General features: G+C 48.7%; 14 protein-coding genes and 1 pseudogene. 1 reads left to right on the forward strand and 14 read right to left on the reverse strand.

Annotated elements, in window-relative coordinates; genetic code table 11:
* Positions 1-976: 976 nt before the first annotated feature.
* Positions 977-1,801, forward strand: a complete 825-nt coding sequence (locus MNU25_RS14380; RefSeq protein WP_240985696.1) for a Mu transposase C-terminal domain-containing protein — start codon at positions 977-979, stop codon at positions 1,799-1,801.
* Between the two features lie 308 nt (positions 1,802-2,109).
* Here MNU25_RS14380 and MNU25_RS14385 read toward each other — a convergent pair whose 3' ends face one another.
* The 14 genes and pseudogenes from MNU25_RS14385 to MNU25_RS14440 form a co-directional block, all read right to left on the reverse strand.
* Positions 2,110-3,474 (reverse strand): ISNCY family transposase, encoded by a 1,365-nt coding sequence (locus tag MNU25_RS14385; protein ID WP_240983734.1) that lies wholly within the window; start codon positions 3,472-3,474, stop codon positions 2,110-2,112.
* A gap of 172 nt (positions 3,475-3,646) precedes the next feature.
* The gene (locus MNU25_RS20340) at positions 3,647-3,820 is read right to left on the reverse strand and encodes a C-GCAxxG-C-C family protein (RefSeq protein WP_338077751.1); all 174 of its coding nucleotides are present in this window, start codon (positions 3,818-3,820) and stop codon (positions 3,647-3,649) included.
* A complete protein-coding gene (locus tag MNU25_RS14390; protein ID WP_240985697.1) occupies positions 3,817-4,053 on the reverse strand; it encodes a type 1 glutamine amidotransferase family protein in 237 nt (78 codons plus the stop codon). Before MNU25_RS14390 ends, MNU25_RS20340 begins: the two co-directional genes overlap by 4 nt.
* 253 nt (positions 4,054-4,306) lie before the next feature.
* Positions 4,307-4,738, reverse strand: coding sequence for an NUDIX hydrolase (locus MNU25_RS14395; RefSeq protein ID WP_240985698.1), 432 nt, complete (start codon positions 4,736-4,738; stop codon positions 4,307-4,309).
* A 332-nt stretch (positions 4,739-5,070) separates the two neighbouring features.
* On the reverse strand, positions 5,071-5,583 hold the full coding sequence (locus MNU25_RS20580) for a GNAT family N-acetyltransferase (RefSeq protein WP_372503660.1): 513 nt from the start codon (positions 5,581-5,583) through the stop codon (positions 5,071-5,073).
* A 93-nt stretch (positions 5,584-5,676) separates the two neighbouring features.
* On the reverse strand, positions 5,677-6,219 hold the full coding sequence (locus tag MNU25_RS14400) for a hypothetical protein (protein WP_240985699.1): 543 nt from the start codon (positions 6,217-6,219) through the stop codon (positions 5,677-5,679).
* A gap of 158 nt (positions 6,220-6,377) precedes the next feature.
* Positions 6,378-7,679: a uracil-xanthine permease family protein gene (locus MNU25_RS14405; RefSeq protein WP_240985700.1), complete on the reverse strand. Its 1,302-nt coding sequence runs from the start codon at positions 7,677-7,679 to the stop codon at positions 6,378-6,380.
* Positions 7,680-8,340: 661 nt separating this feature from the next.
* Positions 8,341-8,952 (reverse strand): Rossmann-fold NAD(P)-binding domain-containing protein, encoded by a 612-nt coding sequence (locus MNU25_RS14410; RefSeq protein WP_240985701.1) that lies wholly within the window; start codon positions 8,950-8,952, stop codon positions 8,341-8,343.
* Entirely contained in the window at positions 8,949-10,247 is a 1,299-nt protein-coding gene (locus MNU25_RS14415; protein WP_240985702.1) for an RNA-guided endonuclease InsQ/TnpB family protein, read from the reverse strand. Before MNU25_RS14415 ends, MNU25_RS14410 begins: the two co-directional genes overlap by 4 nt.
* 24 nt (positions 10,248-10,271) lie before the next feature.
* The gene (locus MNU25_RS14420; RefSeq protein ID WP_240985703.1) at positions 10,272-10,724 is read right to left on the reverse strand and encodes a lactate/malate family dehydrogenase; all 453 of its coding nucleotides are present in this window, start codon (positions 10,722-10,724) and stop codon (positions 10,272-10,274) included.
* Between the two features lie 179 nt (positions 10,725-10,903).
* Positions 10,904-11,218 (reverse strand): annotated as a pseudogene (locus tag MNU25_RS14425) (protein translocase subunit SecF); the annotation flags it as partial.
* A gap of 243 nt (positions 11,219-11,461) precedes the next feature.
* Positions 11,462-12,673 (reverse strand): IS256 family transposase, encoded by a 1,212-nt coding sequence (locus tag MNU25_RS14430; protein ID WP_240984235.1) that lies wholly within the window; start codon positions 12,671-12,673, stop codon positions 11,462-11,464.
* Between the two features lie 56 nt (positions 12,674-12,729).
* Positions 12,730-12,894 carry a DUF6054 family protein gene (locus tag MNU25_RS14435; protein WP_240985704.1) on the reverse strand — a complete coding sequence of 55 codons (165 nt, stop codon included), beginning with the start codon at positions 12,892-12,894 and terminating at the stop codon, positions 12,730-12,732.
* Between the two features lie 179 nt (positions 12,895-13,073).
* On the reverse strand, positions 13,074-13,661 hold the full coding sequence (locus tag MNU25_RS14440; RefSeq protein WP_240985705.1) for a TetR/AcrR family transcriptional regulator: 588 nt from the start codon (positions 13,659-13,661) through the stop codon (positions 13,074-13,076).
* Positions 13,662-13,707: the final 46 nt, after the last annotated feature.

Genomic DNA, 13,707 nt, shown 5'->3' on the forward strand with positions numbered 1-13,707 from the left:
CACCTTAACTGAGCATTGAACGAGCGTTCCGCTGCGGCTCAAACGCAAAGAAAAATTGAACGAGCGTTTGTTTTACGTTCCTTACCTGCTGTTGCATAACGGCTTGACTTTGCGGTATAATATGGGCAAAGAGAACGCGAGATACTAGCATATCCCGCGCTCCCAGTACAACGAGCCGCAGTTTAGGCGGCCTATAGGTGGACTCGGGAAGCGAAAGTAGCCTCCATTGTCAAGCTGGATGGGCTACTTTCGCTTTTCCATTAAGTCCTTCGCGACTTTGAGTATGAACAGCACTAATGTCGCAAAGGAAATTGCAAACATTAGCGCATGATATACGCTCATCGCCAGCACGCCCTGTCCTCTCAAGTTACCTTGGAAGATGAGGGGCACCATCCAGGGGAAAAGCCGCCCACCCTGCACCTATTTCGCTGTACTCGTCCCTATTTTACCATCTTTAGCCCTATTCTGCCAATAAAAAGCGTCCTTCTCACACTATTGCGTCGAGAAGACGCTTTCCGCGCTTCGTCAAGGACTCGTTGCTGCTCGACGAATTGAAAGTGTTCGCTGGCATGAACACGAGATTGCCGTTGCTCCACTGGACCTTCAGCTTGCAGTCACCGAGCAACGAGGCCTTACCGATCGAGCAATGAAGATTCTCGCCCATACAGCGACGAAGTAAGTATCGAAATAATAAACAGCGCAGTGCTGTACAAAAAGGCACGCTATGGGTTGATAGAACTCTCGATAGTAGTGACCGCGTCGAAAAGGGGAAAAGGTATACAACGGTAAGGAAGAGACACAGAAATTTGCCCAGAGTCGGAAGGGGAATGAGAATCAATATGACAAAATCAACAAAGCTTTGGCTTGTTATAGTGTGGTGACGCACTGTATTTGGCGGTTAGCGAACAACTGCCAAAGTCGGCGATTTCAGTTGGATGAAGTTGCCACTTCCTGTATCTGAAGGTTACGCCATAAGATGCCGAGAACTGACGGAGAAGATGATCAGAATGTCAGTCTGTCTGTCGTCGGTGTCCCTAGAGGCCCTTGTCTGGAGGATGCACTCCTGAAAGCGGTTATCAAGTTTCAGATTCCCCAGATCTTTTATGTCGATAATGCCAAGATTTTCCGTTCCCAACACTTGAAGCGCATCGCGGCGGAACTGGGTTTTTGCGTAAAACACACCCGGGTTAGGCAGCCGCAAGGACGCGGGCGCATTGAACGCTGGTTTAGGACCGTTGCTGAAAAATTCGAGCCCCTACTTAAAGAACAAATTGAATCCGGCAAAGTAACGACCCTAGCCGAGGTGAACACTTTCCTCACCGCTTGGATAGAGAGACGCTACCACGACCGTCGGCATTCTACGTTGAAGATGAGCCCCCGAGAGGCTTTAGTTGCGGCAAAGGCCAAGTACCTGGATAGGTCCCGGCCCGTGGATCCGGCCACACTGCAGGAAGCTTTTTTGTGGCGGGAAAAGCGTAAAGTCAATTCTCTGGGGGCCGTACAGATTTACAATAACCTGTATGAAGTGGATGAAGCTCTGCTCGGCAAGACCGTCGAGCTTCGTTTCAACCCCTACGACTTAAGGCGTATTCTCGTCTACCACGAAGGAATCTTCTGGGGTGAAGCCCACCCCTACCGGATGCAGAATTTTACGGAAAAGCGGGTCACGGAGCGCCAGACCGAGAGGCAAGTGGCCCTCGCCAACGCGATGCAGGCCATTGTACAGGAACACAAAGAGGAACTGAAAGCGCGTTGTGGCCTTTCTTTTGCCAAAGCTCTGGGGGTAAAAGAAGATGAATAACGCCTACTTCTCTTTTACGCGAGAGCCCTTCTCACGAGAGTTAGCTCCCAATGAGTCACCCCAGCAATGCCACTCCGCCTGCATATATCCCCTACGCGCTGTTTCCCTGGCCCTTACCCCAGCGGGCTTCGCCAGTATATGTTTATCCACCACGAGCCGAGTCAACCAGGGGAGTTTCACCCCTCACCATCAATAGTTAGATTGCCCTGAAAAAGTAGGTTTGCAAACCGTCCCTTGACCGACCCCCTGGGATCGGAATACATCAGTATGAATCCCCGGCATTGTAGAGGGGTATTCCTTGCCATTTCCTAATTCATGGCGGCCAATCTTCTTAAATTGTAGGTCAGTATGCCAAATCCCACCCAGATGCTAACTCCGCGGTGTCCTCTGAGCAGACTCCTCCCCAGGCCATATTTACGTTTCAAGATGCTAATGGTTCCTTCTCCACCAGCACGCCATGCTTGCAGACGTCGAAACCATCTTTGCCTTTCATGGGTTTGTCGCTTCTGAGTTTTCTTGCCCTTCTTTGGGATGGATATTCGTTTTATCCCCAGTTCGGTTAAAGCTGCTTCATTCTTACCACTGCTGTAACCACGGTCAGTGGCAACAGCGTAAGGGATCCGCCCAGTGTTTTCGATGTGGCGTCTCACGGTGCCCAAGAGCAAACTTTCATCGCTGGGGTTGCCTATATGGATTTTGTAATCCGTAACCAGACGGTCTTCATTCTCTGTGATTTCGGTCTTATAGCCAAATTCCGTCGGGCTCTTCAACTTGCCCTTCTGGATAGGCCTCGCGTCAGGATCATAGAGGCTAATTACCCGTTGCGGGATGTGTGTTTTTCCGCTGTTCACCTGAAGCGTTTGATTGACAATCTTGTCCGTGGTATGAATGAGCTTGTCCAATTTCTCGATCGTATTTTTTAGAGCTGGGCTTATTTGCTCGCCCCAAGTCTCTTCAACTTTATCCATTATCCGATGGGCATCGGAAATCGTCTCAATCGCTTTATCCACAAGCTTATCCGTGATGTTGCGAACCTCCTGTACCGCCTCATGGCTTCGCCGTTTCAAGGTCTTGCCGATTTCCAGTATCCGTTTTTTCGTTGAACGAAAACGATTCCTCATCTTAGGAACTGTGCCACTCACTTGATCGCAAAGGCGGTTCGCCTGTCGGGTTATGGTTTTTACTGCATCCGCCAGCAGATGGGCATCCGTTGGGTAGTGAACATTGGATTCGGTTACTGTAGTGTCCGTACGCAGCCGCCGGTTCCGTGTCATCTGTTCCTGACTCGCCTTAGTAACAAGTTTTTTGTTCAGATCCTCAATGATTTCGTCCCCGTATTTCTGGCTCAGCTTGATCAATGTCGTACTGTGCGGCACTAAGGCATCGAGATCAACGCGGCAGAACCGCCGCCATTTGATACTGTCACTGACTTCGCTAACAAGTGTTTCATAGCCAAATCCATAACAGAATTTGAGAAACATTAGACGGAGATAAGTTTCCACCGGAACAGTTGGTCGGCCAATACGAATATTCCAGTGAGAGAGAAAGGGCTCCATAAATCGCTCATCATCCAAGAGACGATCAACCGTCTTGAGTTCTGGGCTTAGTTCCAGCACTTCCTTCGGCAAAATGGAGTCCCAAATTGTAAGCTGTTCGTTGCGAAGTCGTAACATTTTTTGCCCCCCAAAAAAGGATTTTCATGTCCCTTTGGAGAACCACAGGAACGAGGAATTCTCTAAAGGGTGGTTGTGGAGTTTCGTTGTTTGGTCACTTCTAAATTTCCACAAAATCCTAGTGAATTCCTTTTTGTTTCGAGGGATTTTTGCACAGAGTTTGCTTAGTTTTTCAGGGCAATCTATTTAGATATTTTAGCGTGAACATAATAGCCTTCTTTGTTATCTCTTCACATAAATGTGGTGGATTTTCTGGCTTAAACCCTTCAGGTCTTAGCTCTCTGCAATTCAAACTTCCAAACTCGTCTTCGAATCCTTTTGCAAAATCATTGCAGGTATTTACTATATCCTCACGTTCGACATGTCGAAGCTGGGATTATCCGCAAAACTAAAATAAGGCATAATCTGAAGTCCATTTCTTGTATTAATAATTTCCTTTGTTTGGGCAATTGTTCTCACTTCAAAGGGTTTGATATCAGTCCCAGGGTAAGTTGTTAAAGAAAATACTTCAAAAGGCCCAGCGAAATCCAACACCTCAACCTCGTTGAAAAGTAATATCCCGACTTTCCTCTGTTGCATGCTTATCCCCCTCTCTCAATCACACCAAAGAGCGAGTTTCTTTAACCCACCACTCCACCGCTCTCCGGGTAGAACGGCCACCTCCGGCGACTCCACTCCCACTGCAAATCCCCCGCACCGGTGTCTTCGGTACTTGACTGCCGAGTGGGATTTATCGGGGCGGCTTCTTGAACTTAGCAAGGCCCAACCAGCGGGTGATTTAGTATAAGCCGGAATACGGCCGGTATTGGGTTACGGGAGAATAAGAATTAGCTTAGCTTCTATTCGATTCGCAGAATCCCTCAATTTTCTTAAATAGATATGGCTGAATTAAAGGGTATGTTAAACTTTCAGGTATGTTATCAAATAGCCTAATTTCAGTTATTTCATAATCCGGTAATTCTCCAAGGGATTTTACATCAGCATAGAACAACTTTCCAAAGGTCACTGCTTCTCCTGTGTTAACTGAATAAAACGATACTGGGACAATACTGAAGTCCTCGGCTCCAGTTTCTTCAATTAATTCTCTTGACGCAGTAATATTTATATTTTCATTTTCTTCCCTATGTCCACCTGGGATTTCCCACGTACTTCTATTTTTATGCCTTACAAATATCCATTTTCCTTCATATCTCGCCATGATAACCGCGAATAGAAGTTGGCTATCATCTACTGTATTTAGCTCATAAAAATTCACCTTTAGCATAGTACCCATTCCCTCACTCTTTTAATTAGCTTAATGTGTAACAAAGAACCCCACCCCACGCCCGCCGCAATTTCGCCACCAGTTCCGGGTGGAAGGGCCACCTCCAGTGACCGCACCCCCATGCCAATTTCCTGCTCACGCCCCCAACGTTTCAGGGAAAAACAGTCACTCGCTCTTTCAAGCCTACGCTCACTCCCGCGTCAACGGAGGCGAGGAATCGGGCTCATCACCTAGCAAGCTAAACAAACTAATTCCCCTCTATGCTACGTCGGAATTTCAGCTGGTACGCAATGCCTCACGACAGAGTTACTAGGTCACATGACATAGAGTGGCTATCTCGTTGGCTCTTGTGATGACATTGACTCCCAATCACTCCGGAGCATCGAATAATGCAATTGATCGTATCTTCTCCCTCTAATCCAAAAATGTTCACGAAGCCGGCCATCAAGCGTAAATCCATTCCTCTCCAACAGCCTGGTTGAAGGCTCGTTGTTCGAAGCCGTGGTAGCATAAATCTTGTTTAGGTGATTCTCTTGCCCAAATACTCTCTCCAATAACAATCCCCTCATATTCTGACCTATCCCCTTGCCCCGCAGTTGGGCTGGTATGTAATATCCAAATTCGGCACTGTGGTTTCTTGGGTTAAAATCGAAAAGGGTGGTTCGTCCCAGTGGTCTACTTGGTGCTTGCTCCATTACCATTACAAAGATTTGCCGAACTTCCTGAGCAATGTCTTGCTTTAACTTTCCGATAAATTTGGACTCGCCTGGCAAAGCCTGCACGGGGCGGCATGTATATAGATCATAGTTTTGCTCATCTGACCTCCATTCATAAAGAACATGCATCTGACCACTGGATAATGGAAAAAGTCCACTTTTTCACCTGCCAAAATGACATTCAGATAGATTATACTTCGAAATCTCGAAATCAGATAGAGCCTATAAAGAAGTGATAATGCCAGTTGTATTTTTCAGTTCCCGATATTCTTCGTTAAATCTTTTACGTATGCCGCTACCATAAGTAATGCTATAGGTAAACAACAAACTGTCATAAATAATTTTTCCTTCAAAGGGCAGAAGAACCGTTTTCGAATATTTAGGCAAGACAAACGCAGGAAATATCTCCTCAATAGGACTGGCAATACCGATTACGCCATAAAGATTGTCGTTGCCCATGAAAACTGTAAACTTTTTCAGGTGTTTGTAAATCAAGAAATCGCCAACGATCCTCCCGCGCCAACTGGCAACCAGCGACAATTCTCGCTCAGACAAGCCCAATGGATTATCAGCGACTATCTGGTTAATAACCTCATCACTTTCCCAAAGCTTATCCCGGACCGGCATAATCTCGGTGGGATCGACATCTAAAGCGCCTGACGCTTTTTTCAGCCCGGGTACCAAATGGTATCTCTCATTGGTGAAATCAATCAGTTTAAAGAAAATTTTATAGAACAAGGCCACATCTTCCTGAGGCAGTTGCATTGCGAACATCTCCTACTCTTCGGTAAGTTCGGGATAACCCATCTTGATCAACACTATAACAAAAGAAGGTGCGCCCTGAAAGGAGGCGCCGGACAATACATAAGACTAAATGCAGTCTGTAGACTGCCATCCCAAAAATGGTCGCATCCCGCCGGTCGCTACGAAGGCCCCACTTTGCCCGAATCAGGCCGATAGATCACATGCTCCATGATCATAGCCGCCACCACCCCGACCACAAAACCGTTGCCGATAATCGGCCTCAGCAAAGCCGGGAAAGAATTTACCACCTGGACCGGCAAGAACGAGATAACCACGCAGAGCAAGGCCGGCATACCCATAACCAAACCGCTCTCAAACGAAAAATCCTCCGCGGAATGAAAGGCCATTTGCAAGGCGGCCGCCATCTGGGACGTCATGAGGTAAATCAAGATGCCGCCGATGACGACAGAGGGGATATAGCCCGTGAAACTGATCGCCCGGGGCAGGAACGCCAAGGCCACCAGGCCCAGACCCGCCGGCAGCAGAGTAAAGCGGGAGGCCACTCCGGTCGCAATGATCACCCCGGCGCTCACCGAAAAGTTGACCGAACCCACCACACCGAAGAGGCCGGACACGAAATTGACCAAACCGGTCACCGTTACTCCCCTGGTAATCCGCCCCTGCATATCCGTCGCCTGCAGCATCTCATTGATCGATTGAATCGATCCCACATCATTGACGGCTACCGCCAAAAAACAAATCAGGAAAGCAATCAGCACCCCCGGATCGAAGCTGGGATGCAAAGTGAAGCCCTGGAAAAAGCCGGCCACGAGATTCAACCCTGAGACGGCTGACCCATGGTACCGGGGGAAAAACAGCGCATAGAAAACACTGCCCCCGATAACCGCCCACACGATGAGCGTCGCCTTCCAGAGACCCCTCAAATAGCGGCCGGCGACAAATATAATCAATACAAAAACCAGACCGAAAAGCAAGTTGGCTGTCGGTGACCCCTTCCCATCCTCCGCCAGGAGCAAATGCAACATCGTCGGACCCAGGGAGATGGCGATCAACTGCAGAATGGCGGCAACAACCCGAGGCGTGAACAAACGCCGCAGGTGGCCGAAAAGGCCGGTTGCGCTCAACAGCGCCAGCAGCAAACCGCCAACTGCAATGCCTGTGTAAACCGAACTGACACTGCTGCCCTGACTGGCCGCAATGCCCACCATCAAGACTGTGGCCGGTCCGATCAGGACGGGAAGCCTATGGCCCCAGAGAACCTGAGCCAGCAGTGAAAGCCCCACCAGAAAAAAGAGTTTTTGCAGGTATGTTATCTGAACCAGCGGGTCCTTAAACTGCAGGGAGGCCACCACTTTACCGACGATCAAGGTCATCGGCACGATGATTGCCAGCCATTGTAACCCAAAGAGCAGGAGACGCGGCCAAGGGGGCCGATCATTTACCCCGTATTTAAACTCCAACTTATCAATCCCCTTATCTTCACAATGCTCTGAGTACTCCTCCGGGCACACCGCAGACAATAAAGAAAAGAGCGTGAACTATCCGCTCACCAAGCGTTCATACGACCATTCTCGTTTAGAGGGCAAGGCAAGACGGATTCCCGCAAAGAAGAATCCGTCTTTGCCACCTTGCACCTGAGAAGAGCCAACACTTGAGCGGGGAAAAGGGAAACCTTCCGGTCGCCGCCGAGCGCCGGATTTGGCCCCTGCAGCCAGCCGTCCGCAGCGACCGTGGCATTCCCCGTAATCAGAACCTTGCTCCGGTGTGACGCGGCAAAGCTCAGCACGAGCTTTGCTGCGTCACCTCCCTCTTTTTCCGATCTCTACTGTTTCCGCTCCCTACCGTTATTCCTGTCGGACAAGCCAATTATAGCCTATGAGCAAGCCATCTACAATCCCGGACAGGGACCTTACGATGATTCCGGCCATTAGAAAATTCGACTAGAGTTGATAGTTGAATGAGTTGGATTTCTGCTCCCTTTCTCCGGACACCTTTTCTAAAAGCACAAATCCACTCATGTCAGAGCCGCAGGCTCCCCACCAAACACCTCCTAACCTTCTTGACCCAATTCCATCCCTAAGAGCACAGATGGTATCCATACACCTTCTTTCCGCCAATTTGTCAACTATGATCTGTTTTCTCCATGGTTTTCTCCACGGCTTCTTTCAATGCCGCCGCGGATTTTAGGAACATTCCCTGTTCAAACGGGCTCATGCTGACTTGAAGCCTACGGTTAATCCCCTCTTTACCCAGCACAGAAGGCACACTGAGCGCGGTGCCCAAGTCACCATATTGATCATTTAGGTGCCCCGAAACGGTCAGGACTCTTTGTTCGTCCAGCAAGATAGATTGAAGAATATGTGCACTGCTTAACCCAATGCCGTAATAAGTGGCCCCTTTCCGGTTTATGATCTCATAAGCTGCCCTGCGCACTTCCGCAGTCACTTCTTCCTGCCAATTCTCAGTGCAGGCACCCGCACAATGGCTGCACATTAAGCCTAATGGGCTTCCCGCAATACTGGCCGAAGTGAAAAGAGGCACTTCCGAATCTCCATGCTCGCCCACAACATAAGCGTGAACACTCGTCGCGCTGATTCCACAGCGCCGGCTGAGCAAGTAGCGAAAACGCGCCGTATCCAGCACGGTTCCTGACCCAATCACCCGTTGCGGTGGAAACTGACCGTGCCGGACGGCAAGCGTAGTCAGCACGTCGACAGGATTGGTTACATTCAACTACCCCTGACTAAAGTCAGAGGATTGCGGCTTTCCTCCACCGGGTCCGGCCCAGTATCATTGGAATCCACATCAGGGACGGTTGAAACGCGCCCCGTAATCGTCCGGCCCTGCCGGGCGACCAACGTTCTAAGCCTTACATTACGTCCGCCTACCAAGTCAGCATGCAACGTATAACCGCAAGCTTCGCAGGTGAAGAGCAGTCCCTTTCCTGGCCGGTTGTTCTTGCTCGTATGCTCGCAACGGGGGCATCCTTGGCTTGTATAATGGGCATCCTGGCGGGTAGCGTACCCTCCGTACAGCGATGACTTATAGAGTATTTTGCTATGGAGATCAGCAAACGCCCATTGCTCCGCTTGGCGGCGTTCCTCTGTGTCTTTACGCTTCGTATTGATCTTTACCCGTATATGAGTTAAGTCTTCAATTCCCACCAGAACCTGGGGTTGGGCGATCTTGCGGCTTAGCCGGTGGTTCACATCGGAGGTTAACCGTCTCTCTCGCCTGCTTAAAGCCGCTAACCGGCGTTTAGCTGAACGAGTGCCTTTCTCCTGGAGCCGCTTTCTTAGCCGCTGCAAGTGCCGTTTCTTATGATGGATAGGCGAACCCTTGACAAAGATTGGCTTTTCACCGGTACCAACCACCGCCAGGTAGCGCATCCCGACATCAACACCCTGCACTTGAGTCATATCGTTTAAGTCAACGCTTTGCTCACGTGTGATCGGGACGATCAGATATAATGCCTTGCGTCTTTTATCATACCAGAGCTTGGCAGTGCCAATTTTCCACTCGCCCGAACGCAACCGCTCAACGTGAGGAGTCCACCCCTCATAAGCAACGCGAACTCGGCCTTCCAATGTATTGACCGAGGCCGTTTGGTTCTTGCCGAACGAATAATCCCTGCCGTAGACTATTTCAGTCGTGCGCGATTTGAATTCGGGAGCTTTCTCCAAACCGTGGTAGTATTTCTTGGTGTACCCAAGTTTGCGATGCTCGGCGTTTTGTTTTATTTTTGTCCACTCTCCTTGGTAAGTGGACGCGACTCTGCGAATCGCCGATTGAGCCAACTGAGACGGAAGATTATACCGGATACGCAATTCTCTGTAGAGCAGATCGTTTAACTTTCGCTTATTAGCGCGCTTGTCAAGCTGGGTAAAAGCGTATCGACTAACATAGTTCATCGCATCCCTGTAGGAGTCCATCGTGCGGAGTAGCAGTGCTTTTTGTTCGTAGTTTGCGGAAAGTTTCAGTTTTATAGACAACGTGAGACTGTCTTTAACTACATAGGGTTCATTCATTATTTCACCCCCTTCCACCCCTTCCTAAATTATACAAAACAATGGTTGAAGATGTAAAGGGGCGGCCTTTCCCCTCCTGAATGAATTCAGAAGTATCCAGGCCGCGACGGTCATGAAAAGAATGGCATCCTTTTCGTATTTTTCGATCTCGCTCAAAATCGAATGGAGAATCTCAGCGTTTTTCTGGGCAAGTTCCAGCCTGGTCTGTCCCGGTGCTTGATTCGCTCCTGCCGTTATCACAATAACTTCGGCCCCGCTACACTCCTCATACCCTCCTGCCCGAACTTCTACCGGCGAAACGAAAGGAAGTCCATGGCTTAAGTCCATAACTTCTCCTTCCGCTTTCTTCCGGTTGATATCCACCATGATCAATTCCGTACACAATCCCCGGATCATAGCAGCATAGGCAATACTCGCCCCCACAAATCCGCTTCCGATGATGACGACTTTACTGTCATGGATGCTCAAACCAACCACCTGCTCTTTCTCCACTAGAATGCCCACAGAAGAAAGCCGTTTATGCGATAGAGACTCACAGCCCGGATAATCTTGCCAATGCCAGCGGTCTGCTCGTAGTGCTGCAACGAGAGACCGTTTTTCTTTGCCTTACCTCTGTTCACTCAAACCCCTGCCGCACTCCAGGCAGGTGCTTGACTTCACTGCTTCTTGATCTCAACCAAAATCTGACTGGCGTTAAAGATCGAAGAATAGGCCCCACTGAACACCCCAATCAGCATGGCCAAAGCGAAGATCTTCGTGGATGCGCCGCCCAGAATATAGACGGAGAACAGGGCAATGAGTACCGTGATGACGGTGTCATTGATGAAGTAACCGAAAATGGTCAGAATGGCCGCCACGAAGGTCGCGTCAACCTGCCATTGAAACAGGGAAAAAATGCCCAGCGCAACCAGAACGTCGTGCACGAGGGCAATAATTCCCGAAATGGCATAGCTGAATTGGAAACGAATTGTGCCCAATCAAAAGGGAATGTAAATTATTTTGTGTAAATGGAATCTTTGCTCAAACGATTTTTGGGTTAGAATATAGCTGGCTCTTGCCAATCTGGGAGGGCAGGGCTCTGCTGGAGAGCAACCTGAGCGCCCAGCTGGTTTCTGCCGGAGGAAATGGGAACTGTCTGTTCGAGGTTTCCCTTTCCAACTCCATTTCCTCACGGGCAGAACCAAGGCGATAAACTCCAGGGGCGAAGCCCCTGACTAGAGGGCACCGCTGAGCCGGTCCCCATATTGTATCGCAAACTGTGAGATACATTCTGCCCAATTTTGAACGGGCATAGTCCATTTCTTCGTGATTTCCATGGTTGCCAGGTAAACGATTTTTCGTAGGGCATCATCCGTGGGAAAAGCCGTTTTCGTTTTCGTGATTTTCCGCAGTTGTCGGTGATAGGCTTCCACTGTATTGGTTGTATAAATCAGCCGGCGGATTTCTCGGGGGAAAGCAAAGTAAGTGGTGAGCTCCAGCCAGTTGTTTTCCCAGGAACGAATTACCAATGGAAATTTCTTACCCCATTTTTCTTTGAACATTTCGAAAGCAAATTCGGCTTCATCCAAAGTCGCCGCTTGGTAAACCTGTTTTAAGTCAGCCATCACCGGCTTTCGATCTTTGAAGGAAATATACTTCATGGAGTTGCGAATCTGATGAATCACGCACAGTTGAATCGATGTTCGGGGAAAAACGCTGTTTATGGCCTCTGAGAAGCCTGTCAGCCCGTCTTTGCTGGCAATTAGGATGTCTTCTACGCCCCGATTCTTTAAGTCGTTGCAGACACTGAGCCAGAAGCTGGCACTTTCACTTTCGCCAATCCAGATTCCGAGAATATCTTTACGGCCTTGTACATCCAGGCCCAAAACAGAGTAAGCGGCTTTGGTGACAATCCGATTATCTTTGCGAACCTTGAAGTGAATCGCGTCCAGAAAGACGATGGGATAGATACGCTCAAGGGGTCTGCATTGCCATTCTGTGACGAGTGGCATGACCTTGTCCGTGATTTTACTGACCAACTCGGCTGAGACATCAATGCCGTAGATATCGCGCATATGGGCTTCAATATCCCGGGTCGACATGCCTTTGGCATACATCGCGATAATCTGTTGTTCGAGTTCACTGGCGTTTTTCTCGTACTTCTTGATGATGTGTGGTTCAAACTCGCCGTTGCGATCCCGGGGAATCGCCAGTTCTGTTTCACCCATACGTGTTTGAATGGTCTTTCTCGAATATCCATTGCGACTGTTGCCTGAATTGTTGCCCTCAACACTGTGTTTTTCATAACCAAGATGGTCGCTCATCTCGGTTTCCAGAATCTCCTGCAGGGTGCGTCTGAAGAGGTCTTTGAGCGTGTTGTGGACGTCTTCGACGGTCTTACAGTCCTTGGCGACTTCACGGGCTAACCGGTCTTTAACATCTTGCATAAATGATCAACTCCTTATTGGTAGTTTTAACCATTTACACAAAACTTCATACGTCCTCAATCAAAATTAAAAATCATACCCTCTGAACTCCCCGTAGATATCGCCCGTACGTCCGTTTGTCCGTAGATGTTATCGATGATCACCACTAACACCACTCTATTCTTAACCCGCATAAAGTATTTCTCAAACACCAAGGTCCCAATCCAAATTCCCTTGCCCAAGTCATGAGCTTCTTCATGGACCAAATCAGGGAAATACTTACCTTAAAATTGCTAATGCTCATTCTTCTCGCTCCTTTATCTAACAATTGAAACCGTGATTCCCAACGCTTTCATCATATACATATACGTTATGGCCCAACGCCTGCTTACGAAAAAGTAAAGATATTCTCACAAAATGGTTAATGTGTCGAAGAATGCTCCTCCTCATATTGTTTTAAGGCGTTCAGCATGGTGCCGCGCACGGTGATCGACAGGTTTCTTATGATTTTCTCCGGCTTCTCCTTCATACCCTTCTGCATCCACTGGATGAGAAGACCCACAAAAGACACGGTGTAGAAATTGGCCAGGAAGTCCTTGTACGTCTCATCCACCTTCATCTCACCTGCCAGGGTGATCACCACGTGTTTGACTAAGCCGTAGACAACCGAATAGAGAAAATTCTCCAGGTGATCGCGTCCCAAGGAATAGAACGTGCAAAGGCATATTTCTTTGTTATTTTGTATGTACAGAAATATATTGAGAAAGCCCTCTTGCCAGGTATTGCAATCATCGTGGGTTTGCAGCTGGGCAATGGCTTCTTCTTGGTAGATCCAGCCCAACAGTTCGTAAACATCATGAAAATGATAATAAAAGGTACGGCGGTTTAAATGGCATTCATCCACAATTTCTTGAACCGTAATTTTATTGAGCGATTTTGTCGTCATAAGGCGTTTTAACGCTTCCGCCAATACTTTTTTCGTCATCTCTGTCATCACGGAATGAGCCATACCGCTCCCCCCTTGCGATCTTCCCTAGTTTTTCACGGCCTTGTCC

Origin of the sequence: Acididesulfobacillus acetoxydans, from assembly GCF_902729405.1 — a bacterium.
GTDB lineage: Bacteria > Bacillota > Desulfitobacteriia > Desulfitobacteriales > Desulfitobacteriaceae > Acididesulfobacillus > Acididesulfobacillus acetoxydans.

Bases quoted from the DNA above. Each gene is read 5' to 3' on its own strand.
- MNU25_RS14400 (WP_240985699.1), bottom strand. From the start codon at position 6,219: ATGCAACTGCCTCAGGAAGATGTGGCCTTGTTCTATAAAATTTTCTTT.
- MNU25_RS14430 (WP_240984235.1), bottom strand. From the start codon at position 12,673: ATGCAAGATGTTAAAGACCGGTTAGCCCGTGAAGTCGCCAAGGACTGT.
- MNU25_RS14380 (WP_240985696.1), top strand. From the start codon at position 977: ATGCCGAGAACTGACGGAGAAGATGATCAGAATGTCAGTCTGTCTGTC.
- MNU25_RS14415 (WP_240985702.1), bottom strand. From the start codon at position 10,247: ATGAATGAACCCTATGTAGTTAAAGACAGTCTCACGTTGTCTATAAAA.
- MNU25_RS14385 (WP_240983734.1), bottom strand. From the start codon at position 3,474: ATGTTACGACTTCGCAACGAACAGCTTACAATTTGGGACTCCATTTTG.
- MNU25_RS14390 (WP_240985697.1), bottom strand. From the start codon at position 4,053: ATGCAACAGAGGAAAGTCGGGATATTACTTTTCAACGAGGTTGAGGTG.
- MNU25_RS20580 (WP_372503660.1), bottom strand. From the start codon at position 5,583: ATGCATGTTCTTTATGAATGGAGGTCAGATGAGCAAAACTATGATCTA.
- MNU25_RS14395 (WP_240985698.1), bottom strand. From the start codon at position 4,738: ATGCTAAAGGTGAATTTTTATGAGCTAAATACAGTAGATGATAGCCAA.
- MNU25_RS14440 (WP_240985705.1), bottom strand. From the start codon at position 13,661: ATGGCTCATTCCGTGATGACAGAGATGACGAAAAAAGTATTGGCGGAA.